Origin of the sequence: Tatumella citrea, assembly GCF_002163585.1 — a bacterium.
Taxonomy (GTDB): Bacteria; Pseudomonadota; Gammaproteobacteria; order Enterobacterales; family Enterobacteriaceae; genus Tatumella; species Tatumella citrea.
The window spans coordinates 3,472,132-3,498,745 of sequence record NZ_CP015579.1; the positions used below are offsets into that span (position 1 = coordinate 3,472,132).

Below are 26,614 nucleotides of genomic sequence, written 5' to 3' on the forward strand. Positions count from 1 at the left end.
CCTGCAATCTTGCAGGTTTTACAGATTGTGGCCCACCGGTAGTTATCATTTTTGAGTCATTGCTGCAGGTGCTACACGGGGAACACCAAAGAAAAACGTCAACAGGCAGGAAAGCACCAGAGCACTCAATGCCCCGGCCACAGCCCCCCAGACTGAGGGGTCAACACCTTCGGCTGGGATCATCTGAGTAAACGAAAATATACTCACAAGTCCGAATGACCAGACTTTTGCCTGGAACAGCCCAACAATGCCACCACCAAGTCCCCCGGCAATACAGCCAAACATAAATGGTTTTCTGAGCGGTAACGTCACGCCATAGATGGCCGGCTCTGTAATACCAAACAAACCGGCGGTCACGGATGTGCCTGCCAGCATTTTTAGTTTTTGATCCCGGCAAGCCAGCAAAACGCCCAACGCAGCCCCTGTCTGCCCCAGGACTGCAGGCAACAACAACGGAACGATAGTATCGAATCCCAGCATACTCAGATTATTAATAGCCACCGGAATAAGCCCCCAGTGCAGGCCGAAAATCACGCAAATCTGCCACACAGTGCCGAGGAACATGCCGGCAATCCACGGTGCAATGTCATAGATCCACTGATACCCCGTAGCCAGACACTGACTCAGGAAAGTAGACACCGGACCTATCACCAGGAATGTCAGAGGGACTATCACCATCAGGCAGAAAAGCGGGGTAGCGAAATTACGTATGGCTGAAGGCAGACGTGGATAAAGCCGTTTTTCCAGCCAGCAACACGCCCATGAGGCAAAAATAATTGGAATGACCGATGAACTGTAATTAATAAAGGTTAGTGGCAAACCAAAAAAGGTATCAACTGCCGACGGGTCACTACCCTGGCTCAATGACATGACCAATGGATGAACCAGTGCCCCGCCAATCGCCATGGTCAGGAACGGGGAACCACCGAATTTTTTACCCGCGGTATACCCCAGTACCAGTGGGAAGAAATAAAACAACGCATCACTGGCAGCAAACCATAGCTGATAAGTACCACTCTCCTGTGTCAGCAGGTTAAGTACCAGCGCTAAAGCCAGAAAACCCTTCAGCATTCCTGAGGCGGCCATCACACTCAGTACGGGAGTGAATATCCCTGAAACCAGGTCAATAAAGCGCGCCAGCAGATTGCTGCCTGGTTCTGACTGTGGCGCGTGTTTTGGATCGGGTAATGACTCTTCTCTCCCGGACAGATGGTCTTCTATCGCCCTGAATACTTCTCCGACATGGTTGCCAATCACGACCTGGAATTGTCCGCCGCTTTCAACCACGGTAATCACCCCTTCGAGTGACTTAATGGCTTCTGCCGCACCAGTAGGTGTTGATACCAGTTTGAAACGTAATCTGGTTGCACAATGAACCACCGTCAGGATATTATTTTTTCCGCCAACGGTTTCGACGATCTGCCTCGCCAGTTGCACAAATCCTGTCATTCTTATCTCCCTGAGTTACTGTTTAATTTCCTTATTTACTGTTAATATCCGTTCAACAGTTTCGTCTGCTTTCATTTCTCTCTGCAGTCACGGAAATAACTTTCTGCATTCCCGGCTGTCATTGTTTCTGATGACATATCCTTATTCATAAAAATGTTAACTTTGTGTTACAAGCAAGCACGCCAGGAAAGTAACATTTAAGGACTGCCATTAAAGTTTACAATTCCAGAGACAACTACAGATTAAAAACACTTTCTTCAGGTAATCACCGACATAATGATGATTTACGATCATTATTATGGAAAATTCCTATTGCCTTACTGGCATCGATATTTCCAAAAATAACACTGCAGGCTGGTTAATCCACTTTTATTTACCGGGAAGATAAAAATTGTGAACGAGATCGTTTTATAAAAAGAGAATTAAGACGTGGGAAACTGTATTTTGCAATTCCGGCCGATAATGCGTTTCAGCCGGCAGCAATAGCTGTCAGGAATCCTGATAACACGACAGAACTCCTGACGGTACAGGGCAAAGACTAACGACGGCGATCGAGGATTTCGAAGCAAAAACTGTGGGTGTTGTTACTGTCAGCATCATGGAACTCACTAAAAACAGAGTGCCACTGATCCGGGTTATAGTCAGGAAACTGAGTATCTCCTTCTACTTCGGCATCGATATGTGTCAGATATAACCGGTCAGCTTTTTCCAGCATCTGAGCATAGATTTTTCCACCACCGATGATCATAATCTCAGAAGCTTCCCCTGCGAGCTGTAAAGCTTCTTCCAGAGATGTGGCGCGGGTGACACCCGCGGTTTCCCCGGGTGTGCGACTGATAACAATGTTCAGCCGTCCAGGGAGTGGTCTGCCTATCGACTCGAACGTCCGGCGCCCCATAATTACAGGCTTGTTCAGAGTATGCTTTTTGAACCAGGCCAGGTCCGCCGGCAGGCTCCACGGCATGGCATTATCCATGCCAATAATACGATCCGCTGCCATGGCAGCAATCAGACTAATCATTACGTTAACCCGCTCGAAAAATTGGCGACATCATACGGAAAGGCTTTGTGTTCGTCGATAGGCATGGAAACTATTTCATCATTATCTATGGACCATATGCTGGTCTGGCTGACGGCCAGACAGTCTTCCTGCTGCAGAAAAGTCCGGTGAAACAGGATATTAAATTGCAGCAAACACTCACAGGTATTATGCAGTGGCTGGCCGTGCTGTATCGGTTAAAAATTATAATAGAGCCGGATTACATTCATATTTCCCTGGTGATCAGAATCAGCGGTAATGACATACTCATAATCGACCCTGAATCCATAATCCAGTGCAAAAGATATCCCTAATCCATTGTCTGTACGCTGATAATCTCTTCCTGTAACAAACTGCATACGGTCCCCCATAAAATAGGGTTGCACTGATTGCAGAATATAACGCTGCACAGGGATGTTATATCCGGCATAATATTCTACACCCCACGCATCCCCTGCGAAATAATGTTGAACATCAATACGATGGCTGGGCGCGAAGTTCTGATACCAGCCTCCGCCGGCAGCCAGCCGCCACTGACCGGGTCGCCAACTGAATGCAGTTCCCAGCAAATTCTGATTTTCGTTTTTATTTTCATGGAGTTGTGGGCTTCTCATCCGGGCCTTAGTGTAGTTCCATGCCATCCCCCAGTTTAAATCAGGGGTGATAGTGTAATTAAATCCCAGTGAGCCACCGCCTCGCCGTTTGTAGCGAAGCCCGTCTCCCGGCAGATAATCATCATCAGAAAACAGGTAGGCAACGTATAAACTGACATCACCGAACTGGTTCTGATACCTCAACTGCTTCCGGGGCCGGTACGAACCATCATAATCACCGTTAATTCCGTTACCGGGCCCCTGTCCGAGCATATCGTAATCCCAGATATCGGTTTTAGCTCCCACCACATCATAATAAATACTATTGCGCTGACCGAAACTCAGTTCCCCCCACTGCTGACTACGTAATGCGGTGTACATCATCCTGCGTAACGTATTTCTTGCCCCTTCAGCATGGTGATTATCCCAGTGCAACAATGCCGGAATATTAACTCCCAGTTCATAATAATTCGTCCAGATAAGTGAGTCAGTGATCCGGAAATCAGCAGTAAAACGAAACCGGCTACCTCCATCAAATACATTACGTTTATAGTTATTACCTTGCACTCCGGTCATATGATTTATTTGCGGGCGAATACTACCACCCACTTTAAAATTCAGGCGACTCATCACATCATTTTTTTGTGGGTCAGTTTTTATTAATGTTATTTCAGCCCGACTGATCATTGGAAGTAATGATAATATTGTTAATGATCCTGAGAGTAATAGACAACGGCATTTATTCATAGTTAATCCTGGTTAATATTAATTATTCTTACATTAGCATTCATGTTCCCTGGTAAATTACCGGCAACAAACTATCACGCCAGAATGTAATTAATAGCGAAGATAACAGGACATTTTATCGTCTAAAGCACACGATCACTGTTCAGTGAATATTAACTTACTCACAGAAAAAAATAATTCGTCTTCACTGTAAAATATTTTATATTTTTAAAAGGTGAAATAACGGCAATAAAAAAGGGGCAGCTAAAAAGCTGCCCCTTTTTATGCGTACAACGGATTAGAAGTCGTAGCGCAGACGAACCAGATTCAGGTCGCCAATTTTGTCGGTGCTGGAGGTGAACATATGTTCAACATCAACACGGAAACCGTGCTGCAGCTGGAACGATACACCCAGACCATTATCAATACGTTGATAATTACGACCACTCACGTACTGCAGACGGTCACCCATGAAGTAAGGCTGGATAACTTTCAGACCGTATTGATCGATATGGAAGTTATATCCGGCGAAATACTCGAGACCCCATGCGTTACCCGCGAAGTAGTCGTTAAGGTTCGCTCTCTTAGTCAGCAGGAAGTTCTCATAGAAACCGCCACCTGCTGATAATACCCAGTTATCCGGGGTCCAGCTCAGAGCAGTACCAAAAATGTTTTGGTTGTATTTGCTGCCTTCACCGGTAGAAGGATTGCGCATTGAAGCTTTGGTGTAGTTCCATGCCGTACCCCAGGTCAGATCTTTGGTGATATGGTAATCAGCACCTAAAGAACCACCGCCCTGACGCTTATACGCCAGGCCATTGCCCGGATAATAGCTTGAATCAGCAAACAGGAAGCCCGCATAGACGTCAACCTGGTCAATGGATTTTTTATATTTCAGCATTTTACGCCCACGATAAGATCCATCGTAGTCACCGCTGATACCGTTACCTGGTGCCTGGGCCAACATATCGTCATCCCAGATGTCGGTTTTAGCCCCGACTACATCATAGTAAACACTGTTCTGTTGACCAATAGTCAGGCGACCCCACTCTTTACTGTCCAGACCGGTGTACAGCATACGACGAGTCGTATGGTTTGCACCTTTCTGATAGTGGTTATCCCACTTTAATACCGCCGGGATATTTACTCCCAGCTCATAGTAGTTGATCCAGGTCAGATCATCATTGAAGTGATAGTTAGCTCCGAAACGAAAACGTGTACCACCATCGAATCCATTACGTTTATAAGATTTGTCGTTCACCCCTGTAGAATGGTTAAACTGAGGACGAATACTTCCGCCAACAGTTAAATCCAGACGGCTCAACACGCTATCATCAGGAACCTGAGGAACTAAGTGAATCTCCGCCTGAGAGGCCAGAGGAAGCATCGACATTAGCACCAGGCCACCGGTTAGAGATTTATTACGCCAGCTTTTCTTCATTAAGATTATCCACATGAATAATAAAATTTAAATTTTTTTTGTCCGGGGTATTGAGGCAAAGCAAAAAAACAACTAACACTTTCTAATTTTCTTATATGTCCGTACATACATACATATCGAAACATATCCTGTCAGAAAAATAAATGTATTTATAGGGTAGAAAGTGCGGTTTTTATAAAGAATATTTATGAAATAAGCGATCCTTGTTATAAGGACCGCTTATATTACGCGAGGAGTATTACGCTTTTATTTCAGAATGCATTTCCTGGACCGAAATAACCCGGTCAGTTGGATCAGCATTCAAAGCCATTGCGGTTGCGAAGCCGCCGTTTAGTGTTGTGTCGTAATGTACTTTATATTGCAGTGCACTGCGTCTGATCAAACGAGAATCTTCGATTGCCTGACGACCGGCAGTAGTATTTACAATATAACTGTATTCACCATTCTTCAGACGGTCCTGAATATGTGGACGCCCTTCATGGACTTTATTTACCAGACGAGGATTAATTCCGGCCTCACCCAGTACTACAGCAGTACCGTGAGTTGCATCCAGCTCATAGCCAAACTTCAGCAATTTTGCCGCAAGATCGACAACCCGTTGTTTATCTCCCTCGCGAACCGATAACAAAGCACGCCCGGATTTTTTCATGGTGGACTGAGCGCCCAGCATCGCTTTGGAGAACGCCTCGGCAAAGGTACGACCGACACCCATGACTTCCCCGGTAGAACGCATTTCTGGTCCAAGGATAGGGTCAACACCCGGGAATTTATTAAACGGCAGCACAACTTCTTTGACCGAATAATAAGGAGGGATGATCTCTTTATTGACACCTTGTTGTGCCAGAGTCTTCCCGGCCATCACACGGGCTGCGACTTTAGCCAGTGCCACGCCTGTCGCTTTAGAAACGAAAGGAACAGTACGGGCAGCTCGCGGGTTAACTTCAATCAGATACACTTCGTTATCTTTTACCGCAAACTGCACGTTCATCAATCCACGGACATTCAGTTCAAAGGCCAGGCTTTTCACCTGCTCACGCATCACATCCTGAATTTCCTGACTCAGCGTATAGGCTGGCAAAGAACACGCAGAGTCACCAGAGTGAACACCCGCCTGCTCGATATGCTCCATAATTCCGCCAATCAATACCTGCTCACCGTCGCAGATTGCATCTACGTCAACTTCTACTGCGTCATCCAGGAAGCGGTCCAACAATACCGGAGCATCGTTGGACACGGAAACCGCAGTCATAAAGTAGCGCTTCAGGTCAACTTCGTCGTAAACGATTTCCATCGCACGACCGCCCAGAACATAAGACGGACGAACAACCAGCGGATAACCAATGGTTGCTGCTTTTTCTACCGCCTGCTCCAGCGCTGTAACGGTTGAGTTGGCAGGCTGTTTCAGGGACAGACGATCTACTGCTTGCTGGAAACGCTCGCGGTCTTCTGCACGGTCGATAGCATCCGGGCTGGTTCCGATAACCGGAACTCCTGCGGCTTCCAGGGCACGTGCCAGTTTCAGTGGTGTCTGACCACCGTATTGCACAATAACCCCTTTCGGTTGTTCAATCCGGACAATTTCCAGTACATCTTCCAGAGTAACCGGTTCGAAGTAGAGACGATCCGAAGTATCGTAATCGGTAGACACTGTTTCAGGGTTACAGTTGACCATAATGGTTTCATAACCATCTTCACGTAATGCCAATGCGGCATGCACGCAGCAGTAGTCAAACTCAATCCCCTGACCAATACGGTTAGGGCCACCGCCAAGGATCATGATTTTTTCACGATCATGGTTTGGATTAGCTTCACACTCTTCTTCATAAGTGGAGTACAGGTACGCAGTATCAGTCGAAAATTCTGCCGCACAGGTATCTACCCGCTTATAGACCGGGTACAAATTATATTGCTGGCGCAGTTTCCGGACTTCACCTTCAGCTACTCCGGCCAGATTAGCCAGACGCAGGTCAGCAAAACCTTTGCGTTTCAGCTGGCGCAGGAAATCATAGCTCAGGCCATTCAGCCCCTGGCGTGCTACCTGCTCTTCCAGACGAACCAGTTCTTCAATCTGTACCAGGAACCAGCGATCCACATTAGTCAGATTAAAGACACCATCCACAGACATGCCCAGACGGAAAGCATCGGCGATGTACCAGATTCGGTCGCTGCCAGCATCTTTCAGTTCACGACGGATACGGGTTAATGCTTCAGCATCTTCCGGATCCACTTTCGGGTCAAAACCACAGGCTCCAACTTCCAGACCACGTAATGCTTTCTGCATTGACTCCTGGAACGTGCGGCCAATGGCCATCACTTCACCAACGGATTTCATTTGCGTGGTCAGACGATCGTTGCTGCCGGCAAATTTTTCAAAGTTAAAGCGAGGAATCTTAGTCACGACATAGTCAATTGAAGGTTCAAATGACGCCGGAGTCTGGCCACCGGTAATATCGTTCATCAGTTCATCGAGGGTATAACCTACTGCCAGTTTGGCGGCGATCTTCGCAATCGGAAAGCCGGTTGCTTTCGAGGCCAGAGCTGAAGAACGTGAAACCCTTGGGTTCATTTCAATAACAATCAGACGGCCATTCTCAGGGTTCACCGAGAACTGCACGTTTGACCCGCCAGTTTCTACACCAATTTCACGCAGTACTGCCAGCGAGGCATTACGCATGATTTGGTACTCTTTGTCGGTCAGGGTCTGAGCTGGTGCTACAGTGATTGAGTCACCGGTGTGAATACCCATCGCATCGAAGTTTTCGATAGAACAAACAATGATACAGTTATCATTCTTGTCACGAACCACTTCCATCTCATACTCTTTCCAGCCAATCAGCGACTCATCAATCAGCAGCTCGTTAGTCGGAGAGAGATCCAGCCCGCGTTCACAAATCTCTTCAAATTCTTCGCGGTTATAAGCAATACCGCCACCGGTGCCACCCATAGTAAAGGAAGGACGGATGATGCACGGGAAACCGACCTCTTCAGCAACCTTTAAGGCTTCTTCCATAGTGTGGGCAATGCCGGAACGCGCGGTGTCGAGTCCGATACTTTTCATTGCTGTATCAAAACGGCGGCGATCTTCTGCTTTATCAATAGCATCTGCCGTTGCACCAATCATGGTGACGCCGAATTCTTCCAGTACGCCGTGCTTTTCCAGTTGCAGTGCACAGTTCAGAGCTGTCTGGCCACCCATTGTTGGCAATACTGCATCCGGACGCTCTTTCTCGATAATCTTACGTACCACTTCCCAGTGGATTGGCTCAATATAGGTGGCGTCCGCCATATCCGGGTCAGTCATGATGGTTGCCGGGTTTGAGTTCACCAGCACCACACGATAACCTTCTTCACGCAATGCTTTACACGCCTGAGCACCGGAGTAGTCGAATTCACACGCCTGGCCAATCACAATTGGGCCGGCACCAAGGATCAGGATGGTTTTTATGTCTGTACGTTTTGGCATTTATTGGCTCCTGATTACCTTTTACCGGAACGGAAAGTGTTAATTAAATCGATGAAGTGGTCGAACAGCGGTGCCGCATCATGCGGTCCCGGGCTCGCTTCCGGGTGCCCCTGGAAACTAAACGCAGGTTTATCTGTCCGGTGAATCCCTTGCACAGTATGGTCAAACAGGGATTTGTGGGTCACACGCAGGCATTCAGGCAGATTCTGCTCATCGACAGCAAAACCGTGGTTCTGCGCGGTGATCATCACGACATTACGGTCCAGATCTTTCACCGGATGGTTTCCGCCGTGATGTCCCAGCTTCATTTTCACCGTTTTAGCGCCACTGGCCAGAGCCAGCAACTGATGTCCAAGACAGATACCAAATACCGGAATATCAGTCGTCAGGAATTGTTTGATTGCGCTGATTGCGTAATCACAAGGTTCCGGGTCACCAGGACCATTCGATAAGAAGATACCGTCCGGATTCATTTTTAAAACTTCATCTGCTGATGTTTTGGCCGGAACTACAGTCAGTCGGACACCACGATCAACCAGCATACGCAGGATATTGCGTTTAGCACCAAAGTCATAAGCCACTACGTGATAAGGCAATTCGCTCTCATCTTTTGCCGCCGGCAGTTCATTCTCCAGCGTCCAGCTACCCTGCTGCCATGCATACGTCTTATCCGTCGTTACTTCTTTCGCCAGATCCATCCCTTTCAGACCAGGGAAACTTTTCGCCTGCTGCAGTGCATCGGCCACATCCGGATTATCACCGGCAATAATGCAGCCATTCTGAGCACCTTTTTCGCGTAATAAGCGGGTCAGCTTACGGGTGTCGATATCGGCAATAGCAACAATATTGTGACGGGAAAGATAGGCTGAGAGGTCTTCGGTACTGCGGTAATTACTGGCAATCAATGGCAGGTCTCGGATGACTAATCCCTGAGCATGAACCTGAGATGATTCTTCGTCTGCGGGATTGGTACCAACATTACCGATATGGGGATAAGTAAGAGTGACGATCTGGCGGGAATAGGAAGGATCAGTAAGGATTTCTTGATAACCGGTCATTGACGTGTTGAAAACGACCTCTCCCACTGCCGACCCACATGCCCCAATGGCCCGACCGTGGAACTCGGTTCCGTCTTCCAGAACCAGGATTGCTGACTTTGTCAAAACTTCCTCCAGGGAATAAATAGTCACTATACCTGCATATTAATTCATGAATAGCACCTGAATCAATCCAAAAAACACCTTTCAGGTCGATTTTTGGCAAATTGGGCGCATTCTAATGAGCGTCATGCACTATGTCCAGTCTGAAAGCCAATAATATTGTTTTTTTTAACGCACTGAAGCTAAAAATCTAATGACAGCTGCAAAAATGGTGGATTAATAGCGCATTAAAACGATTGCCTGACAAGGAGCATAGCACAGATGCTAAAAAAGCGACTTTTCAGACCAAATGGTCCGAAATTCATGTCTGAGACGGGGATAAAAAACAGGTTATCGTCATAAAATGACAGTTAAATGAAGAAAATAAAACCAGTGGTCTGTATTTAAAAAATTAGGAGGGATTAAAAAATCCCTCCATCACAATCAATTACTTACTGATTGCCATTCACATCACAACACTTTACAAGTCATTTAATGACAGCACATCACGCATGTCATAAAGACCATTTTCATGAGACACAACCCATTCAGAGGCTTTAACTGCCCCTTTTGCAAAAGTCATTCTACTGGAAGCCTTATGAGTAATTTCTACCCGCTCACCAATATCTGCAAACATAGCCGTATGCTCACCGACAATATCTCCGGCTCGTACCGTGGCAAAGCCGATAGTCTGCGCCTTACGCTCACCTGTATGACCTTCACGACTGTACACTGCATGTTCTGCAAGCTTCCAGTCCATAGCTTCTGCTATTGATTCGCCCATCGCCAGTGCGGTACCTGAAGGCGCATCGACTTTATGGCGGTGATGCGCTTCAGTAATTTCTATATCACTGTATTCACCCATCACCTTCGCTGCTTTTTCCAGCAATTTAAGCACAAGATTTACACCAACGCTGAAATTGGCCGCAAAAACAATCGGGACATGCTGGCTGGCAGAACGAATAGCCTGCTTGCCGGCTTCGTCAAACCCGGTAGTACCAATCACCATCGCTTTTTTATGATTTTGACAAAACTCAAGGTACTCAAGTGTGGCTTCCGGACGAGTAAAATCGATCAGGACATCGAAATCATCTTTCACCTTCAGAAGATTGTCGGTTACCAATACTCCTGTTTTGCTGGCACTTGCCAGCTCGCCAGCATCACACCCCACTAAAGAAGAACCCTGACGAACCACTACTGCGCCAAGGCTGGCACCGCTCGCCAGCAAGGTGGCTTCGATTAACTGGCGACCCATTCTTCCTGAGGCTCCGACAATACCTATTCGGATGTTTTTCATAACTATTCATTCCTGTACGTGTGCATAAAATGCCGGCTCAGAGTAACCAGCCTCGTAAGCGGGCACCAGTAAAATAAAGCATCATTAGAATTTCAGTGGAATATGAGGATATTATCAGCAAAAACAATGAGACGTGAAGCCGGTGGCACTCAGAAACAAATACCACCGGTAAAAACAGATCAGCTATAGCTGAAGTTCCGCAGCACGAGAGCCGGCTGCAGGAACGTGGGATTATTCAACTTCTTTAATATCAACCCGAAGCTCTTTTGGCACTTCAAAAACAATGTTTTCTTCGCGACCAATCAGCTCTATTGCCGCTTCACCACCAAACTCACGCAACCTGGCAATCACCTGCTGAACCAGGATATCCGGCGCTGAAGCGCCTGCAGTAACCCCGACACAGCTGACGCCTTCCAGCCAGCTCTCGCGAATATCTTCGGCTGAATCAATCAGTTTGGCCAGTTTACCCGCTCGTTGTGCCAGTTCGGCCAGCCGGTTAGAGTTAGAAGAATTCTTCGACCCGACCACCAGAATAACCTCTGCACGATCAGAGAGATGTCTTACAGCTTCCTGGCGATTGGTGGTGGCGTAACAGATATCATCTTTACGTGGGCCTATAATGGCAGGGAAACGCTCACGCAACGCATCGATAATCTCTGAAGTATCGTCAACAGATAAGGTCGTCTGAGTCATAAAGCTCAGATTAGATTCATCTTTAATTTTCAGTCTGAACACATCCTCAGGAGACTCCACCAGGTACATTCCCCCTTCCGGGTTATTGTATTGCCCCATGGTACCTTCAACTTCCGGATGTCCTGCATGCCCGATCAGTATCGCTTCCACCCCTTTGCGGCTGGCCCTGGCAACTTCCATATGCACTTTTGTCACTAACGGACAGGTTGCATCGAACAGCATAGTCAGTGAACGGGAGCGGGCTTCCGCCCTGACCGCCTGAGAAACGCCATGGGCGGAAAAAATCAGAATTGCACCATCAGGCACTTCACTGATTTCTTCGATAAAAATCGCTCCACGCTCACGTAAGCTCTCCACAACATAGCGATTGTGTACCACTTCATGGCGGACATAAATCGGTGCGCCATACATCTCCAGCGCACGTTCCACAATACTGATAGCCCGGTCAACACCGGCGCAAAATCCTCGCGGATTAGCGAGCAGAATTTGCATTTTCGGCCTCCGGTCGTGGATTAACTTCCAGCACTTCAACATTAAAAGTGATCACTTGCCCGGCCAGTGGATGGTTAAAATCCACGGTAATAGAATCACCGGACACATCACGGATAACGCCTGGCATTTCACTGCCATCCATTGCCGTAAACAACATTATCGCACCCTGTTCAGGCTCACCGGCATCAGCAAAGTCTCTGCGAGAAAAATACTGAATCAAATCAGGATTCGCTGCACCAAAAGCATCTTCCGGCGCCAGAGTAAACTGATGGGTATCGCCGGCATTCAGCCCGTTGAGAGCAGCCTCAAATGCCGGAGACAGACTGTCGTCTCCCAGCCGGAACAATGCCGGTTTACCGTTTGCACGGGTTGATTCGGCAACAGATCCATCTTCCAGGGTCAGAGTGAAATGCACCAGAAGCGAATTATCATGTTGTAGCGTGTTACTCATGCCTTACCCTTTGTCAGCCTGTTTAGCTGAGGAAGGGATAAACCCTTCCAGAACTACCAGTGCCGCACCAATACAAATTCCGCAGTCTGCAATATTGAAGGTTGCGAAATGCCAGTCACCAACATAGAAGTCGATAAAATCGACAACAAAACCATGCCATGCCCGGTCAAGTAAATTGCCTAATGCCCCACCAATAATCATAGCGTAAGCAATGTTAGTTAGCTTCTGGCTGGCGCGACTGCGGTACATCAATACCAGTAATGCAATGGCAATAGCCACCGCAATACCGGCAAAGAACCAACGCTGCCATCCGCCTTTATCTGCCAGAAAGCTAAACGCTGCACCATAGTTATGCGCATAGAACAGATTCAGAAAAGGCACCAGCGCACGACTCTCGTGCAACTGCATATTTGCCATAATCCACTGTTTGCTGGCGAAATCGATGACTATCACCAGTACCATAACCCATAGCCAGCGTAAGCCGGTTGAACACAATGATTTACTCATCAGGCAAACTTACGCTCTTCACCAGCACCTGCCACGTTGGTGTAACAACGTCCACAGATTTCAGCATGTTCAGGGTTCTGACCAACATCCTTGGTGTAATGCCAGCAGCGAGGGCATTTTTCGCCTTCAGCTTTAGTCAGCACTACTTTCAGACCTTTCAGGTGTTCACTCTGAACGGCATCAGCCGGCGCCGACGAGTAGTCAGCAACCTGCACCGCAGACGTCAGAAGCACAAAGCGCAGCTCATCTCCCAGAGCTTTCAGTTTTTCAGCCAAAGCATCATCGGCATAAAGGACAACTGAAGCTTCCAGAGCACCGCCAATTCGCTTATCGGCACGAGCCTGTTCAATCACCTTATTCACTTCACTACGAACTTTCAGCAGCTGTTCCCAGTACGAATCATTCAGCGCTTCATGTTCCGACAAGCCAAACAGTCCCTGGTACCATTCACCGGTAAACACATATTGTTCACGCTGTCCGGACAGGTGTCCCCAGATTTCATCGGCGGTAAACGACATAATTGGCGCCATCCAACGAACCAGTGCTTCGGCAATATGCCACAGCGCGGTCTGACAACTCCGGCGAGCCACACTATCGGCTTTCGCGGTGTACTGACGATCTTTGATGATATCCAGATAGAACGAGCCCATCTCGACTGAACAGAACTGCATCAGGCGTTGTACCACTTCGTGGAAATCATAGCGCTCATAAGAGGCAACGATATCCTGCTGTGCAGCCAGCGCACAACTGACAGCCCAGCGATCCAGAACCACCATATCTTCCGCAGCTACCTGATCAGTTTCCGGATTAAATCCGTTCAGGTTCGCCAGCAGGAAGCGGGCAGTATTACGGATACGGCGATAGGCATCTGCAGAACGTTTCAGAATCTCGTCTGATACTGCCATTTCACCTGAGTAGTCGGTAGAAGCTACCCACAGACGTAAAATATCTGCACCCAGTTTATCCATGACATCCTGAGGACTGACGGTGTTTCCAATCGATTTAGACATCTTACGGCCCTGACCATCCACGGTGAATCCATGAGTCAGTACCTGACGGTAAGGTGCTTTACTTTTGATAGCTGTAGAGATCATCAGGGATGACATAAACCAGCCACGGTGCTGGTCAGAGCCTTCCAGATAAATATCTGCACTGTGGCCGTTAAATTCCGGACGCACATCGACAACAGAACAACTGGTCGATCCTGAGTCAAACCACACATCCAGAGTATCAGGGACTTTGCTGTAGTTTTCGGCATCATCACCCAGTAACTCTTTAGCATCCAGATCCCACCATGCCTGAATACCATCCTGCTCAACCCGCAGTGCAACCTGTTCCATCAGTTGCAGGGTATCCGGGTGCAGCTCTTCAGTGTGGTTGTGGACAAACAGCGCCATTGGCACACCCCAGGTACGCTGGCGGGAAATACACCAGTCAGGGCGGTTAGCTACCATCGATTCAATACGTGCCTGGCCCCAGTCCGGGATCCATTGCACATCTTTGATCTCTTTCAGTGACTGAGCACGCAAACCTTTCTGATCCATGCTAATAAACCATTGCGGCGTTGCACGGAAGATAATCGGCGTTTTGTGGCGCCAGCAGTGCGGATAGCTGTGGTGTAATTTTTCCACATGCAGAAGCGCACCCTTCTCACGCAGCAATTCCACAATCAGATCATTTGCTTTGAACACATTAACGCCATCCAGACCCGGATAAGTTCCTGGCAGATAGCTGCCATCAGGGCCGACAGGATTGGCTACTTCAATGCCATATTTCTGACCAATGACATAGTCTTCCGGACCGTGGCCCGGAGCGGTATGGACCGCACCTGTACCGGCATCCAGAGTAACGTGATCACCCAGCAGTACCGGAACATCGAAGTCGAGGAACGGATGACGGAAGCGCAGCAGTTCAAGCGCATCACCCCGGCATTCGCCCAGCACAGTCCATTCGGTGATCCCGGCACGTTTCAGTACACTTTCGGTCAGTTCTTTTGCCAGAATCAGTACATGGCCGTCGGCCTGAACCAGTTGGTATTCAAATTCCGGATTAACAGAAATTGCCCGGTTAGAAGGCATGGTCCACGGAGTAGTGGTCCAGATAACCAGCGATATCGGAGCTTCCGGAACCGCCGCAGAAAATTTCGCGGCTACCGCAGCTGCATCTGTCGCGTTAAACATCACATCGATAGATGGTGAAGTTTTATCGTAATATTCAACTTCTGCCTCAGCCAGTGCAGAGCGGCACTCGGTACACCAGTGAACCGGTTTTGCCCCTTTCAGCAGATGGCCGTTACCAATGATACGTCCTAACGCACGGATAATGTTGGCTTCGGTTTTGAAATCCATCGTCAGGTAAGGGTGGTTCCAGTCACCTAACACACCCAGACGGATAAAATCTTTTTTCTGCCCTTCAATCTGCTCAGCCGCATACTCACGACAAGCCGCGCGGAATTCCGCCGCAGTGACTTTTTCGCCAGGTTTGCCGATCATCTGTTCAACTTTATGTTCGATCGGTAATCCGTGGCAGTCCCAACCCGGCACGTACGGGGCATCAAAGCCTGACAGACCTTTGGATTTAACAATAATATCTTTCAGAATCTTATTAACTGAGTGACCAATATGAATGCTGCCGTTAGCGTACGGAGGGCCGTCATGCAGAATAAAGGTTTTTTTACCTTTCTTAGCTGCACGAATAGTTTGGTACAGTTGATCGTCGGTCCAGCGCTGCAGCATTGCTGGTTCCCGTTTGGCCAGATCGCCACGCATCGGGAACCCTGTTTCTGGTAAATTCAGGGTAGATTTATAGTCACTCATCAGATTCTCGGTTCCATATTTCGGTCATTACACCGTTGCTTTTAGCCCAAAAAATTCCCGGGCCGTCACCACATCTTTGGCAATTTGCGCTTTTAGTTCATCAAGCGAGGCAAATCGTTGCTCATTACGTATTTTATGCCGCAATACCACTGAGATATGGCGGCCATATAAATCAATATTTACATCCAGTAAATTCACTTCCAGTTGCTGGCGGATGCCCTTTACAGTTGGTCGCGTTCCAATATTCGCCACGCCATAAAAGGGACTTCCACTGATGCCCTGTACCTCGACCGCAAACACACCTTTCACTGGCGCCACAGCCCGTCGCAACGGAATATTCGCAGTTGGAAAGCCGAGTGTTCGGCCCAGAGCATCACCGTGTACCACCTTGCCGGAAATTGCATAAGGACGTCCCAGCAATCGTTCTGCCGCAGCGAAATCATCAGCAGCCAGCGCTTCCCGGACTTTGGTACTGCTGACCCGCAGCCCTTCATGACAAAATGTCTGGGTATTAGCAATTTCAAAGTGATACTGCTGCCCGGCTTTCTGTAATAACAGGAAATCCCCTTCCCGGCCAGCGCCGAAGCGGAAATCATCGCCGACAGTCAGAAAGCGAACATCCAGTTTATCCACCAGGATGTTGCGGATAAAATCATCCGCTGTCAGTGCCGAAAACGCACTGTCAAAACGAACACACAGTACCGTATCAACTCCGGCCTGTTCCAGATAATGAATTTTTTCCCGTAATCTTGTCAGTCGTGCCGGGACCTGCCCGCGGGCAAAAAACTCCAACGGTTGTGGTTCAAATAACATAACCACTACCGGAAGATGACGTTTCCGTCCTTCTTCGCAAAGCTGCGTCAGTAGCGCCTGATGCCCGCGATGCACACCGTCAAAATTACCAATAGTCAAAACGCAGCCTTGATGCTGCTTTGAAAGATTATGTAAACCGCGGATAAACTTCATGGTCGACTCAAATCGCTGGAAATCGCCGGATTATACCCTTTACGGCGTACAAATTTAACCCGTCAACTTACCCTTTCGATGCTTCTTTACTGCTTTTCCTCATGTTTATTTGTGGCCGGGTAAATTCCCGACAATTTTGTTGCGAAAAGCTGTATTCAGCGCCAGGAAGCTGGTAGAATCTTGCGCCATCAATTACGTAACCGGGTGTTGTTGTTTAAACGACGCTTATTTGCACAAATCCATTGACAAAAGAAGGCGCAAAAGGCATAGTCCTCGGCCTTTGATTTGTCCATATAGAACATATTTGGGAGTTGGACCTTGGCTAATATCAAATCAGCTAAGAAACGCGCTGTAACATCTGAGAAACGTCGCAAGCACAACGCAAGCCGTCGCTCAATGCTGCGTACTTTCATCAAAAAAGTATACGCTGCAATCGCCGCTGGCGATAAAACAGCTGCGCAGAACGCATTTAACGAAATGCAACCAATCGTGGACCGTCAGGCTGCTAAAGGTCTGATCCACAAAAACAAAGCTGCACGTCATAAAGCTAACCTGACTGCACAGATCAACAAACTGGCTTAATCGCCTGATTGTTGTTGCTTTGAAAAGAACCGGCCCTGGCCGGTTTTTTTATGCCTGAAATTCCACTGGCCAGACTTTACTGGCAAGTGGATTTGCTAGTGTGATGGCGCCGCATAACGCAGCCGCAGTAGAACATATCCTACGACCGCAGACAAAACAGAGCCCCCCAGAATTCCCAGCTTAGCTTCATTCACCAGTTGTGCATGCTGTTGCCCGAATGCCAGTGAGGCAATAAATATCGACATGGTAAAACCAATACCACACAACACACCGATGGTCGCAATATCAGCAATACCTGTTTTGCCGGGGAATCTGGCGATACCCAGCCTGGTACTCAGCCAGCAAATCAGTGCAATTCCCAGAGGCTTACCAATCAGCAGGCCCGCGATAATCCCTAACGGTAATGGCGACAATACATCAGACAGACTCAGGTTATTCAGGACGACTCCGGCATTGGCAAAAGCAAATAATGGCAGGATCAGCCAACGGCTCCACGGTGCCAGAGCGTGTGCCAGCGCAGATGCCGCAGAATGCTCTCCCTGCCCCCTGACTGGCATCATCAGCCCAAGGATGACGCCGGCAATGGTGGCATGCACTCCGGATGAGAGCACCGCATACCACAGCACCACCCCGGCCAGCAGCCAGGCACTGCGTTTTTGTACTCCGGCACGATTCATCAGCGCCAGAATCACAACCATCACCGCCATAGCGCCCAGCGCCAGCAGTGAGACTTGCCCGCTGTAAAATAAAGCGATGATAATAATGGCGCCCAGGTCATCAATCACCGCCAGCGCCATCAAAAACACCCGCAGAACCGCCGGAACCCTGTGCCCCAGCAATGCCAGGATGCCCAGAGCAAAAGCTATATCCGTGGCCGTTGGAATGGCCCAGCCATTACGAAACTCAGGATGGTGACCGTTGCCTGCCAGAAAGATAACCGCCGGTGCAATCATTCCCCCCAGCGCAGCCAGCAGTGGGAAAATAGCCTGCTGACGGGTTGCCAGTGCTCCACTGACCAGTTCCTGTTTGACTTCCAACCCGACCAGCAGGAAAAAGACCGCCATCAGGGCATCATTAATCCAGAACAGGGTGTTGTGAGGATGTGCATCAGCACTGCTGCCTTCCGACAGGGTAAAATGCAGGAAATGCTGATATCCCTCCGCACTCCAGCTGGCATTTGCCAGCACCATAGCGAGCACTGCGGCAACGATTAAGACTACGCCTCCGGCAGCCTCGCTCAGGAATAATTTTTTCAAAACTGACATCAAACAGCATCCTTCCGGTTTGTTTTTTCGGTTCGGATAATGTTCTCAGTTATGTTGCTGATTGCCAAACATTCCCGGATTAATATACAAAAAAAAAGCCAGCACTACAGAGCACTGGCTTATTTCGTTGAACCGACCGTTTAGCGGGTCAAATCGTCAAAGAATTTCTTCACACCATCAAAGAAGCTCTTCGAGCGGGGGCTGTTATTGTCGCCTGACGGGCCACCCAGAGTCTCACCCAGTTCACTGAGCAACTCTTTCTGCTTTTCGCTCAGGTTCACCGGCGTTTCGACCACCACGCGGCACAACAAATCACCAATGGAACCGCCACGAACCGATTTCACACCTTTACCACGCATCCGGAATAATTTATCGGTTTGCGTGCCGGCAGGGATTTTCAGCTTCACCCGGCCATCCAGGGTGGGAACTTCAATTTCGCCACCCAATGCTGCCATAGCGAAATTAATAGGTACTTCGCAGTAAAGATTATTATCTTCACGTTCAAAGATCGGATGCTTTTTCACCGAGACCTGTACATACAGATCACCCGCCGGAGCACCCTGCTCGCCAGCTTCACCTTCTCCACTCAGACGGATACGATCACCGGTATCTACGCCTGCCGGAATTTTCACTGACAGAGTTTTGGTTTTCTCAACACGGCCATGACCATGACAGGAGTTGCACGGATCTTTAATAATGGTGCCACGGCCCTGACAGGTCGGACACGGCTGCTGCACCGTGAAGAACCCCTGGCGCATCTGCACCTGACCAGCTCCCTGGCAGGTAGTACAGGTTTGTGGTTTAGAGCCTGCTTTCGCCCCGCTACCATGACAGGTATCGCACTCCTGGAGTGTCGGGATACGAATCTCTTTGGTTACACCACGAACCGCCTCTTCCAGAGTCAGTTCCATGTTATAACGCAGATCGGAACCGCGGGCTGCTCGCTGACGACGACCACCGCCAAAAATGTCACCGAACACGTCACCAAAGATATCGCCGAAATCTGCGCCGCCGCCACCAAAGCCACCGCCGAATCCGCCACCGCCCATGCCGCCTTGTTCAAACGCCGCATGACCATACTGGTCATAAGCTGCACGTTTCTGATCATCCGTCAGAATTTCATAGGCTTCTTTAACTTCTTTGAACTTCTCTTCGGCCTGGGTATCGCCTGGATTACGGTCAGGGTGATATTTCATTGCCAGCCGTTTATAGGCTTTTTTGATTTCACGCTCATCCGCTGATTTGGATACGCCTAAAATCTCGTAGTAATCACTCTTCGCCATTTTCATTGCCTTTAACATGATCGCACGGGCGTGGATATTCTCCTACGCCCGTGCTGGTTAGCAGCGGCAGGATCCCCCACCGCTGAGCCCGGTCATGGGCAATTATTTTTTGTCTTTAACTTCTTCAAATTCAGCGTCGACAACATCGTCATCTTTCTGAGCAGAAGCGTCTGCACCCTGAGCTGCACCGTTCGCCTGAGCCTGCTGTGCCAGCTCCATCAGCTTACCGGATACCTCAACCAGCGCCTGAATTTTGGCGTCAATTTCAGCTTTATCTTCTGCTTTCAGCGCAGCTTCCAGCGCAGTCAGTGCAGATTCAATCGGTGCTTTATCTTCAGCAGATAATTTATCACCGGCTTCTTCTAACTGTTTACGGGTGCTGTGTACTACCTGGTCACCCTGGTTGCGCGCCTGAACCAGCTCTTCAAATTTACGGTCAGATTCTGCATTCAGTTCTGCATCACGAACCATTTTTTCGATTTCTTCATCGTTCAGACCGGAAGAAGCCTTAATGGTGATCTTCTGCTCTTTACCGCTGTTTTTGTCTTTAGCAGACACATGCAGGATACCATCCGCATCGATGTCAAAGGTGACTTCGATCTGAGGCATACCACGTGGTGCTGCCTGAATACCATCCAGGTTAAACTGACCCAGTGACTTGTTATCAGAAGAACGTTTACGCTCACCCTGCAGCACGTGGATAGTTACCGCAGACTGATTGTCTTCTGCTGTAGAGAACACCTGGCTGTGTTTGGTCGGGATAGTGGTGTTTTTGCTGATCAGGCTGGTCATTACGCCGCCCATGGTTTCGATCCCCAGGGACAGAGGAGTTACGTCCAGCAACAGAACATCTTTAACATCACCAGCCAGAACACCACCCTGAACTGCTGCACCTACTGCTACTGCTTCGTCCGGGTTAACGTCTTTACGTGGTTCTTTACCAAAGAAGTCTTTAACTTTGGTCTGAACCAGTGGCATACGGGTCTGTCCACCAACCAGAATCACGTCATTGATGTCAGATACTGACAGGCCGGCATCTTTCAGAGCAACTTTCAGCGGCTCGATAGAACGGCTAACCAGATCTTCAACCAGAGCTTCCAGTTTCGCACGGGTCACTTTGATATTCAGGTGTTTAGGACCTGTTGCATCGGCAGTCACGTACGGCAGGTTAACGTCAGTCTGCTGTGCAGAAGACAGCTCAATTTTCGCTTTCTCTGCAGCTTCTTTCAGACGTTGCATTGCCAGCGGATCGTTACGCAGGTCAATACCCTGCTCTTTCTTAAACTCATCGACCAGGTAGTTGATCAGACGGCTGTCAAAGTCTTCACCACCCAGGTGGGTATCACCATTGGTAGCCAGAACTTCGAAGGTTTTTTCGCCATCAACTTCATCAATTTCGATGATTGAGATATCGAAAGTACCACCACCCAGGTCATAAACCGCGATAGTACGGTTACCCTGGCCTTTATCCATACCGTATGCCAGTGCAGCAGCGGTTGGTTCGTTGATGATACGTTTGACTTCCAGACCTGCGATACGACCGGCATCTTTAGTAGCCTGACGCTGTGCATCGTTAAAGTATGCAGGTACAGTGATAACCGCTTCAGTTACTGGCTCACCCAGATAATCTTCAGCCGTTTTCTTCATTTTTTTCAGCACTTCAGCAGAGATCTGCGGCGGTGCCATTTTCTGGCCTTTTACATCCAACCATGCGTCACCGTTGTCAGAACCGATGATTTTATAAGGCATGATTTTCAGATCACGCTGAACTTCTTCGTCCTGGAAACGACGGCCGATCAGACGTTTGATAGCAAACAGCGTGTTTTGCGGGTTAGTCACGGCCTGACGTTTAGCAGGCTGGCCTACCAGAGTTTCGCCATCCTGGGTGTAAGCGATGATTGAAGGTGTTGTACGATCACCCTCAGCATTTTCCAGTACGCGTGCTTTACCACCATCCATAATTGCTACGCATGAATTGGTTGTACCAAGGTCAATACCAATAATTTTACCCATCTCTACACATCTCCCACTTAAATTCTGTTTTCGTTCGGATATGAACCTTAAATGCGGTCTCAGGTGATTAATTCAAGCCCCGGATTGCATTTTTTTTTCGGCTCATAACTCGCTATGAGAACAAGATGGGGTCAGTTTGTCGACCATCAAGGGGTGGAGTAAAAAAAAGTAAAAAAAAGCAGCGTGATGACAACAGACTGGGGGCTGAGGGAGAACATCTCTTGTGGGTTCGGTCAGCCAGCAAATAACGGTGAGGCAGAGGAAAGAAGGTGTTAATGCACAGTGGGGGCCAGGCCCCCAATGTGTTCAGGCACTGGCCTGGCGGAGAGAACGAGTCTGCGAGTGTAGATATAAACCAATCACCCCACCCATCACACACAGTCCAATAATGTACCCACAGGGTGCCATCGGAGTGATACGTAAAGCCAGTGTCACAAAAATCGGCGTCAGCCCACCAAACAATGCATAAGAAAGATTGTAAGCCAGAGATATACCGCTGAAACGGATCGCCGGAGGAAATGCGCGGACCATAATAAACGGCACTATCCCAACAGTCCCGACACAGAGTCCGGTCAGAGCATACACAGCTATCAGATACTGTGGCTGGCTTGCCATGACATTGAATAATAACCCGCAACTGATAGCCAGCAACAGGCATCCCACCGACAAGCAGAGCCCCGCACCAAAACGGTCAACCAGTGATCCGGCGATAATACATCCCAGCAGTAGCATGACAGTAGCGATGCTATTGGCCTGCAAACTCAACGCAGCCGGGATGTGATACATTTTCTGCATTAAGGCCGGAGCCATCAGGATAATTACCACAATGGCAGCTGACAGTAGCCATGTCAGCAATACTGAGATCAGCAGACTTTTACGATGAAAGCGGATTACCGTATTCAGTGGCAGAGCTTCAGATAAGGATTTTTGCTGTTGCATCTGGCGAAACACAGGCGTTTCCTGCAACCAGCGACGCAAATATAGCGCAATAAAACCGAATACGCCGCCCAGCAGAAAAGCCAGACGCCAGCCGGTAGATGCCACCAGCTCAGGAGACATGCTGCGGTTAATCGCACCGGCAACCAACGATCCCAGCAGAATACCCACCGTCAGCCCGGCGGTCAGTGTGCCACAGGCAATTCCGGTCCGGTTGCCAGGTACATGTTCAGCAACAAACACCCAGGCACCAGGCACCTCACCGCCAATAGCCGCTCCCTGCAGTAAACGCATCAGCAACATCAACAGTGGAGCCGCCAGACCGATCGACTGATAGGAAGGTAATAATCCCATAGCCAGAGTTGGCAGTGCCATTAACAGAATACTCAGGCTAAACATTTTTTTGCGTCCGAGAACATCGCCAAAATGCGCCATAACTATCCCGCCTAACGGTCTGGCAAGGTAACCGGCAGCAAAAATACCAAAGGTCTGAACCTGACGTAACCATTGAGGGATATCGGCAGGGAAAAACAGATCGCCGATAACCGCAGCGAAGAAAACGAAAATAATAAAATCGTAAAATTCCAGGGCACCGCCCAGTGCAGCCAGAATGAGTGTTTTATAGTCCTGCCCGCTCAGGCGGCCCGGGGGGTGATTATCCATAATAAATATACTTTTCAGAGGTAAGGTCAAAGGGATGGTTGTAAATATTTCCTTACTATATCGGCAATCATTTATCACACCAGCAACAATGAACTTTATCCTTAAAAAAGTCTATTTTTAGTCGTTTATCTCACGTCTTGCACTTTTAGGACGAAATGCTGCTACCACTTGCGGGTCAGTTTCGACATAAGGCCCCTCAAGCAACTGTAAACAATATGGTACACTTGCAAAAATGCCAGCCACTTTAACCTGACCGGACTCATCTTTCAGCCCTTCCAGGGTTTCTTTAATCGATTTTGGTTGCCCCGGCAGATTCAGAATAAGAGCCTGCTTGCGAATAACGCCGGTCTGTCGCGACAAAATAGCCGTAGGGACAAAATTGAGGCTTATCTGGCGCATCTGCTCACCGAAGCCTGGCATCACGCGGTCTGCCACAGCCAGGGTTGCATCCGGAGTCACATCACGTAATGCCGGCCCGGTGCCGCCAGTGGTCAGGACCAGGTGGCAATGCTGCTCATCAACCAAATCCACCAGAGTCTGCTCTATCAACGCCTGTTCATCCGGGATCACCCGGCTTTCCAGTTGAAACGGTGTAGTCAGTGCCCGGGACAACCATTCTTCAAGGGCCGGGATACCCTGATCCTGATATACCCCCTGAGAGGCGCGGTCGGAAACGGAGACCAGTCCGATACGTAAAATAGTCATGATTATTCGCTTTGTCTGAGGGCCGCCAGTGGCAGCAAATGCGGGGGATTACAGGGAATGTTTATGTCCCGCAGCAGCGTTGCTGCTGCGGGCTGGTTAATTACAGTAAATCTGCAATCATTTTTTCCAGTTTGCCCTGGTCCAGAGCAAAGTTACGAATACCCTGAGCCAGTTTATCAATGGCCATTGGATCCTGGTTGTGATCCCACAGGAACTCGGCTTCTGACATTTTTTCCGGACGGGCTTTCACTTCACCGCTGTAGCTCAGCTTACGCTCAACTTCACCGTCAGTTTCTGACAGCTCTTTCAGCAGTCCCGGAGAAATGGTCAGACGGTCGCAACCAGCCAGTTCCAGAATTTCGCCGGTGTTACGGAAACTTGCGCCCATGACGACAGTTTCATAACCGTGTTGCTTGTAGTAGCTGTAGATTTCAGCCACAGAAACCACACCCGGATCTTCATGCGGTGCGTACTCTTTTTTGTCGGTGTTAGCTTTGTACCAGTCAAGGATACGGCCGACAAACGGAGAAATCAGGAATACACCCGCTTCAGCACAGGCACGCGCCTGAGCAAAAGAGAACAGCAGAGTCAGGTTACAGTTGATACCTTCTTTTTCCAGACGTTCTGCCGCACGAATCCCCTGCCAGGTAGAGGCCAGTTTGATCAGAATACGGTCATTGCTGATACCAGCATCGTTATACAGTTTAATCAGGCTGTGTGCCTTAGCGATGCTGGCTTCGGTGTCATAAGAAAGACGAGCATCAACTTCGGTAGAGATACGGCCAGGGATTAACTTCAGGATTTCCAGGCCGATATTTACGGCCAGCTTGTCAGAGGCGAAAGCAATCTGCTGATCTTTATCGTTGCTCTGCTTACGTGCCCATTCGATAGCTTCATCAATCAGCTTACGATATTCAGGGATCTGTGCAGCATTGAGGATCAGTGAAGGGTTAGTGGTTGCATCCTGTGGTTTGTACAGTTTCATTGCTGCAATGTCACCCGTATCGGCAACGACTGTGGTTAACTTGCGCAGTGAGGTAAGTTTGTCCGTCATGTTTGCTTCTCTTCTGTTGAACTGTCAGGGTAAAAAAGCCTCTCCGGATAATATCACGCACTTCCTGAGGTGCAAGACCAGCCCGGCTAAACAATCACGAAATCGCATTGTACAACACAGGCATTCGCCCCCGGTTTTCCCGGCCATCTGCCTTACACCATAGCCCGGATGAATGACAACGATTGATCTATCCGTGCAACTTTTTTGTTACACTGCCGGTAAAACAGTGAGCCCGCGCGGGCCAGTTATGAGGAAAAAAAGATGTTGATGGTTATCTCTCCGGCCAAAACGCTGGATTATGAAAGCCCGCTGGCAACCCAAAAATACACCCAACCAGCACTGTTAAAATATTCTCAACAGTTAATTGATATTGCACGTCAGCTCTCTCCGGCACAGGTTGCCTCACTGATGAGCATCAGCGATAAACTGGCCCATCTTAATGCTGAGCGCTTTAATGACTGGCAGGCAGATTTCACTCCGGACAATGCCCGTCAGGCCATTCTGGCCTTTAAAGGCGATGTCTATACAGGGCTGGCGGCCGAGAGCCTGAGTGACGATGATTTTGACTTCGCTCAGCAACACCTGCGTATGCTGTCAGGATTATATGGCGTGCTTCGCCCGCTTGATTTGATGCAACCCTACCGGCTGGAAATGGGGATCAAACTGGCCAATCCGCAAGGCAAAGATCTCTACAGCTTCTGGGGAGACCGGCTGACCAAAGTATTGAATGAAGCTCTGGCAGAACAGGGCGATGATGTTCTGATTAATCTGGCGTCTGATGAGTATTTTAAAGCGGTTAAACCAAAACAGCTGGCCGGAAAAATTATTAAACCCGTATTCCTCGATGAGAAAAACGGCAAATTTAAAGTCATCAGCTTCTATGCGAAGAAAGCCCGTGGACTGATGAGCCGTTACATTATCCGGAACCGGCTGACGACTCCGGAACAGCTGACCGGTTTCGACAGTGAAGGCTACTTTTTTGACGGTGCTGCCAGCGACGGGCAGGAACTGGTGTTTAAACGCCACGAGCAAACTGCCTGA

The 26,614-nt window shown here is 48.8% G+C and carries 19 protein-coding genes and 1 pseudogene; 2 read left to right on the top strand and 18 right to left on the bottom strand.

Annotation, left to right across the window (positions count from 1 at the left end; translation table 11 throughout):
* Positions 1-63: 63 nt before the first annotated feature.
* From A7K98_RS16505 to ribF, 12 genes and pseudogenes are all read right to left on the bottom strand, one after another.
* Positions 64-1,449: pseudogene (locus A7K98_RS16505) on the bottom strand (PTS transporter subunit EIIC); the annotation flags it as partial.
* Positions 1,450-1,987: 538 nt separating this feature from the next.
* Entirely contained in the window at positions 1,988-2,470 is a 483-nt protein-coding gene (gene folA, locus A7K98_RS16510) for a type 3 dihydrofolate reductase (RefSeq protein WP_087489544.1), read from the bottom strand.
* A 215-nt stretch (positions 2,471-2,685) separates the two neighbouring features.
* A complete protein-coding gene (locus tag A7K98_RS16515; RefSeq protein WP_087489545.1) occupies positions 2,686-3,828 on the bottom strand; it encodes a porin in 1,143 nt (380 codons plus the stop codon).
* 277 nt (positions 3,829-4,105) lie between these two features.
* Positions 4,106-5,194 carry a porin gene (locus tag A7K98_RS16520; protein ID WP_407703119.1) on the bottom strand — a complete coding sequence of 363 codons (1,089 nt, stop codon included), beginning with the start codon at positions 5,192-5,194 and terminating at the stop codon, positions 4,106-4,108.
* Between the two features lie 292 nt (positions 5,195-5,486).
* On the bottom strand, positions 5,487-8,711 hold the full coding sequence (carB, locus tag A7K98_RS16525; protein WP_087489546.1) for a carbamoyl-phosphate synthase large subunit: 3,225 nt from the start codon (positions 8,709-8,711) through the stop codon (positions 5,487-5,489).
* Positions 8,712-8,725: 14 nt separating this feature from the next.
* On the bottom strand, positions 8,726-9,874 hold the full coding sequence (gene carA / locus A7K98_RS16530) for a glutamine-hydrolyzing carbamoyl-phosphate synthase small subunit (RefSeq protein ID WP_087490557.1): 1,149 nt from the start codon (positions 9,872-9,874) through the stop codon (positions 8,726-8,728).
* Positions 9,875-10,331: 457 nt separating this feature from the next.
* Positions 10,332-11,147, bottom strand: a complete 816-nt coding sequence (gene dapB / locus A7K98_RS16535) for a 4-hydroxy-tetrahydrodipicolinate reductase (RefSeq protein WP_087489547.1) — start codon at positions 11,145-11,147, stop codon at positions 10,332-10,334.
* Positions 11,148-11,378: 231 nt separating this feature from the next.
* Positions 11,379-12,332 (bottom strand): 4-hydroxy-3-methylbut-2-enyl diphosphate reductase, encoded by a 954-nt coding sequence (ispH, locus tag A7K98_RS16540; protein ID WP_038023152.1) that lies wholly within the window; start codon positions 12,330-12,332, stop codon positions 11,379-11,381.
* Positions 12,313-12,783: an FKBP-type peptidyl-prolyl cis-trans isomerase gene (fkpB, locus tag A7K98_RS16545; RefSeq protein ID WP_087489548.1), complete on the bottom strand. Its 471-nt coding sequence runs from the start codon at positions 12,781-12,783 to the stop codon at positions 12,313-12,315. The genes ispH and fkpB overlap by 20 nt, the downstream gene beginning before the upstream one ends.
* A 3-nt stretch (positions 12,784-12,786) precedes the next feature.
* Complete coding sequence (gene lspA, locus A7K98_RS16550; protein WP_087489549.1) at positions 12,787-13,290, bottom strand: signal peptidase II; 504 nt, start codon at positions 13,288-13,290, stop codon at positions 12,787-12,789.
* Positions 13,290-16,106 (bottom strand): isoleucine--tRNA ligase, encoded by a 2,817-nt coding sequence (gene ileS / locus A7K98_RS16555; RefSeq protein WP_087489550.1) that lies wholly within the window; start codon positions 16,104-16,106, stop codon positions 13,290-13,292. Before ileS ends, lspA begins: the two co-directional genes overlap by 1 nt.
* Before the next feature lie 27 nt (positions 16,107-16,133).
* Positions 16,134-17,072 (bottom strand): bifunctional riboflavin kinase/FAD synthetase, encoded by a 939-nt coding sequence (ribF, locus tag A7K98_RS16560; RefSeq protein WP_087489551.1) that lies wholly within the window; start codon positions 17,070-17,072, stop codon positions 16,134-16,136.
* A gap of 318 nt (positions 17,073-17,390) precedes the next feature.
* Here ribF and rpsT point away from each other — a divergent pair, with 318 nt between their 5' ends.
* The gene (gene rpsT, locus A7K98_RS16565) at positions 17,391-17,654 is read left to right on the top strand and encodes a 30S ribosomal protein S20 (protein WP_038023165.1); all 264 of its coding nucleotides are present in this window, start codon (positions 17,391-17,393) and stop codon (positions 17,652-17,654) included.
* Positions 17,655-17,749: 95 nt separating this feature from the next.
* Here the strand turns inward: rpsT and nhaA are convergent, their stop codons facing one another.
* From nhaA to tal, 6 genes are all read right to left on the bottom strand, one after another.
* Positions 17,750-18,919 carry a Na+/H+ antiporter NhaA gene (gene nhaA / locus A7K98_RS16570; RefSeq protein ID WP_087489552.1) on the bottom strand — a complete coding sequence of 390 codons (1,170 nt, stop codon included), beginning with the start codon at positions 18,917-18,919 and terminating at the stop codon, positions 17,750-17,752.
* A gap of 140 nt (positions 18,920-19,059) precedes the next feature.
* Positions 19,060-20,202: a molecular chaperone DnaJ gene (gene dnaJ, locus A7K98_RS16575; RefSeq protein WP_087489553.1), complete on the bottom strand. Its 1,143-nt coding sequence runs from the start codon at positions 20,200-20,202 to the stop codon at positions 19,060-19,062.
* Between the two features lie 102 nt (positions 20,203-20,304).
* Positions 20,305-22,215 carry a molecular chaperone DnaK gene (gene dnaK / locus A7K98_RS16580; RefSeq protein WP_087489554.1) on the bottom strand — a complete coding sequence of 637 codons (1,911 nt, stop codon included), beginning with the start codon at positions 22,213-22,215 and terminating at the stop codon, positions 20,305-20,307.
* 306 nt (positions 22,216-22,521) lie between these two features.
* A complete protein-coding gene (locus A7K98_RS16585) occupies positions 22,522-23,814 on the bottom strand; it encodes an MFS transporter (RefSeq protein ID WP_087490558.1) in 1,293 nt (430 codons plus the stop codon).
* 117 nt (positions 23,815-23,931) lie between these two features.
* On the bottom strand, positions 23,932-24,519 hold the full coding sequence (gene mog, locus A7K98_RS16590; RefSeq protein WP_087489555.1) for a molybdopterin adenylyltransferase: 588 nt from the start codon (positions 24,517-24,519) through the stop codon (positions 23,932-23,934).
* A 100-nt stretch (positions 24,520-24,619) separates the two neighbouring features.
* Complete coding sequence (gene tal, locus A7K98_RS16595) at positions 24,620-25,573, bottom strand: transaldolase (RefSeq protein WP_087489556.1); 954 nt, start codon at positions 25,571-25,573, stop codon at positions 24,620-24,622.
* 261 nt (positions 25,574-25,834) lie between these two features.
* On the opposite strand from tal, the gene yaaA reads away from it, so the two are divergent.
* Positions 25,835-26,614 carry a peroxide stress protein YaaA gene (yaaA, locus tag A7K98_RS16600; RefSeq protein WP_087489557.1) on the top strand — a complete coding sequence of 260 codons (780 nt, stop codon included), beginning with the start codon at positions 25,835-25,837 and terminating at the stop codon, positions 26,612-26,614.

Excerpts from the sequence above, each read along its gene's own strand:
- A7K98_RS16585 (WP_087490558.1), bottom strand. The coding sequence starts at position 23,814 with ATGGATAATCACCCCCCGGGCCGCCTGAGCGGGCAGGACTATAAAACA.
- ileS (WP_087489550.1), bottom strand. The coding sequence starts at position 16,106 with ATGAGTGACTATAAATCTACCCTGAATTTACCAGAAACAGGGTTCCCG.
- ribF (WP_087489551.1), bottom strand. The coding sequence starts at position 17,072 with ATGAAGTTTATCCGCGGTTTACATAATCTTTCAAAGCAGCATCAAGGC.
- nhaA (WP_087489552.1), bottom strand. The coding sequence starts at position 18,919 with ATGTCAGTTTTGAAAAAATTATTCCTGAGCGAGGCTGCCGGAGGCGTA.
- carB (WP_087489546.1), bottom strand. The coding sequence starts at position 8,711 with ATGCCAAAACGTACAGACATAAAAACCATCCTGATCCTTGGTGCCGGC.
- ispH (WP_038023152.1), bottom strand. The coding sequence starts at position 12,332 with ATGCAAATTCTGCTCGCTAATCCGCGAGGATTTTGCGCCGGTGTTGAC.
- dnaJ (WP_087489553.1), bottom strand. The coding sequence starts at position 20,202 with ATGGCGAAGAGTGATTACTACGAGATTTTAGGCGTATCCAAATCAGCG.
- yaaA (WP_087489557.1), top strand. The coding sequence starts at position 25,835 with ATGTTGATGGTTATCTCTCCGGCCAAAACGCTGGATTATGAAAGCCCG.
- lspA (WP_087489549.1), bottom strand. The coding sequence starts at position 13,290 with ATGAGTAAATCATTGTGTTCAACCGGCTTACGCTGGCTATGGGTTATG.
- folA (WP_087489544.1), bottom strand. The coding sequence starts at position 2,470 with ATGATTAGTCTGATTGCTGCCATGGCAGCGGATCGTATTATTGGCATG.
- A7K98_RS16520 (WP_407703119.1), bottom strand. The coding sequence starts at position 5,194 with ATGCTTCCTCTGGCCTCTCAGGCGGAGATTCACTTAGTTCCTCAGGTT.
- tal (WP_087489556.1), bottom strand. The coding sequence starts at position 25,573 with ATGACGGACAAACTTACCTCACTGCGCAAGTTAACCACAGTCGTTGCC.
- A7K98_RS16515 (WP_087489545.1), bottom strand. The coding sequence starts at position 3,828 with ATGAATAAATGCCGTTGTCTATTACTCTCAGGATCATTAACAATATTA.
- mog (WP_087489555.1), bottom strand. The coding sequence starts at position 24,519 with ATGACTATTTTACGTATCGGACTGGTCTCCGTTTCCGACCGCGCCTCT.
- dapB (WP_087489547.1), bottom strand. The coding sequence starts at position 11,147 with ATGAAAAACATCCGAATAGGTATTGTCGGAGCCTCAGGAAGAATGGGT.
- fkpB (WP_087489548.1), bottom strand. The coding sequence starts at position 12,783 with ATGAGTAACACGCTACAACATGATAATTCGCTTCTGGTGCATTTCACT.
- dnaK (WP_087489554.1), bottom strand. The coding sequence starts at position 22,215 with ATGGGTAAAATTATTGGTATTGACCTTGGTACAACCAATTCATGCGTA.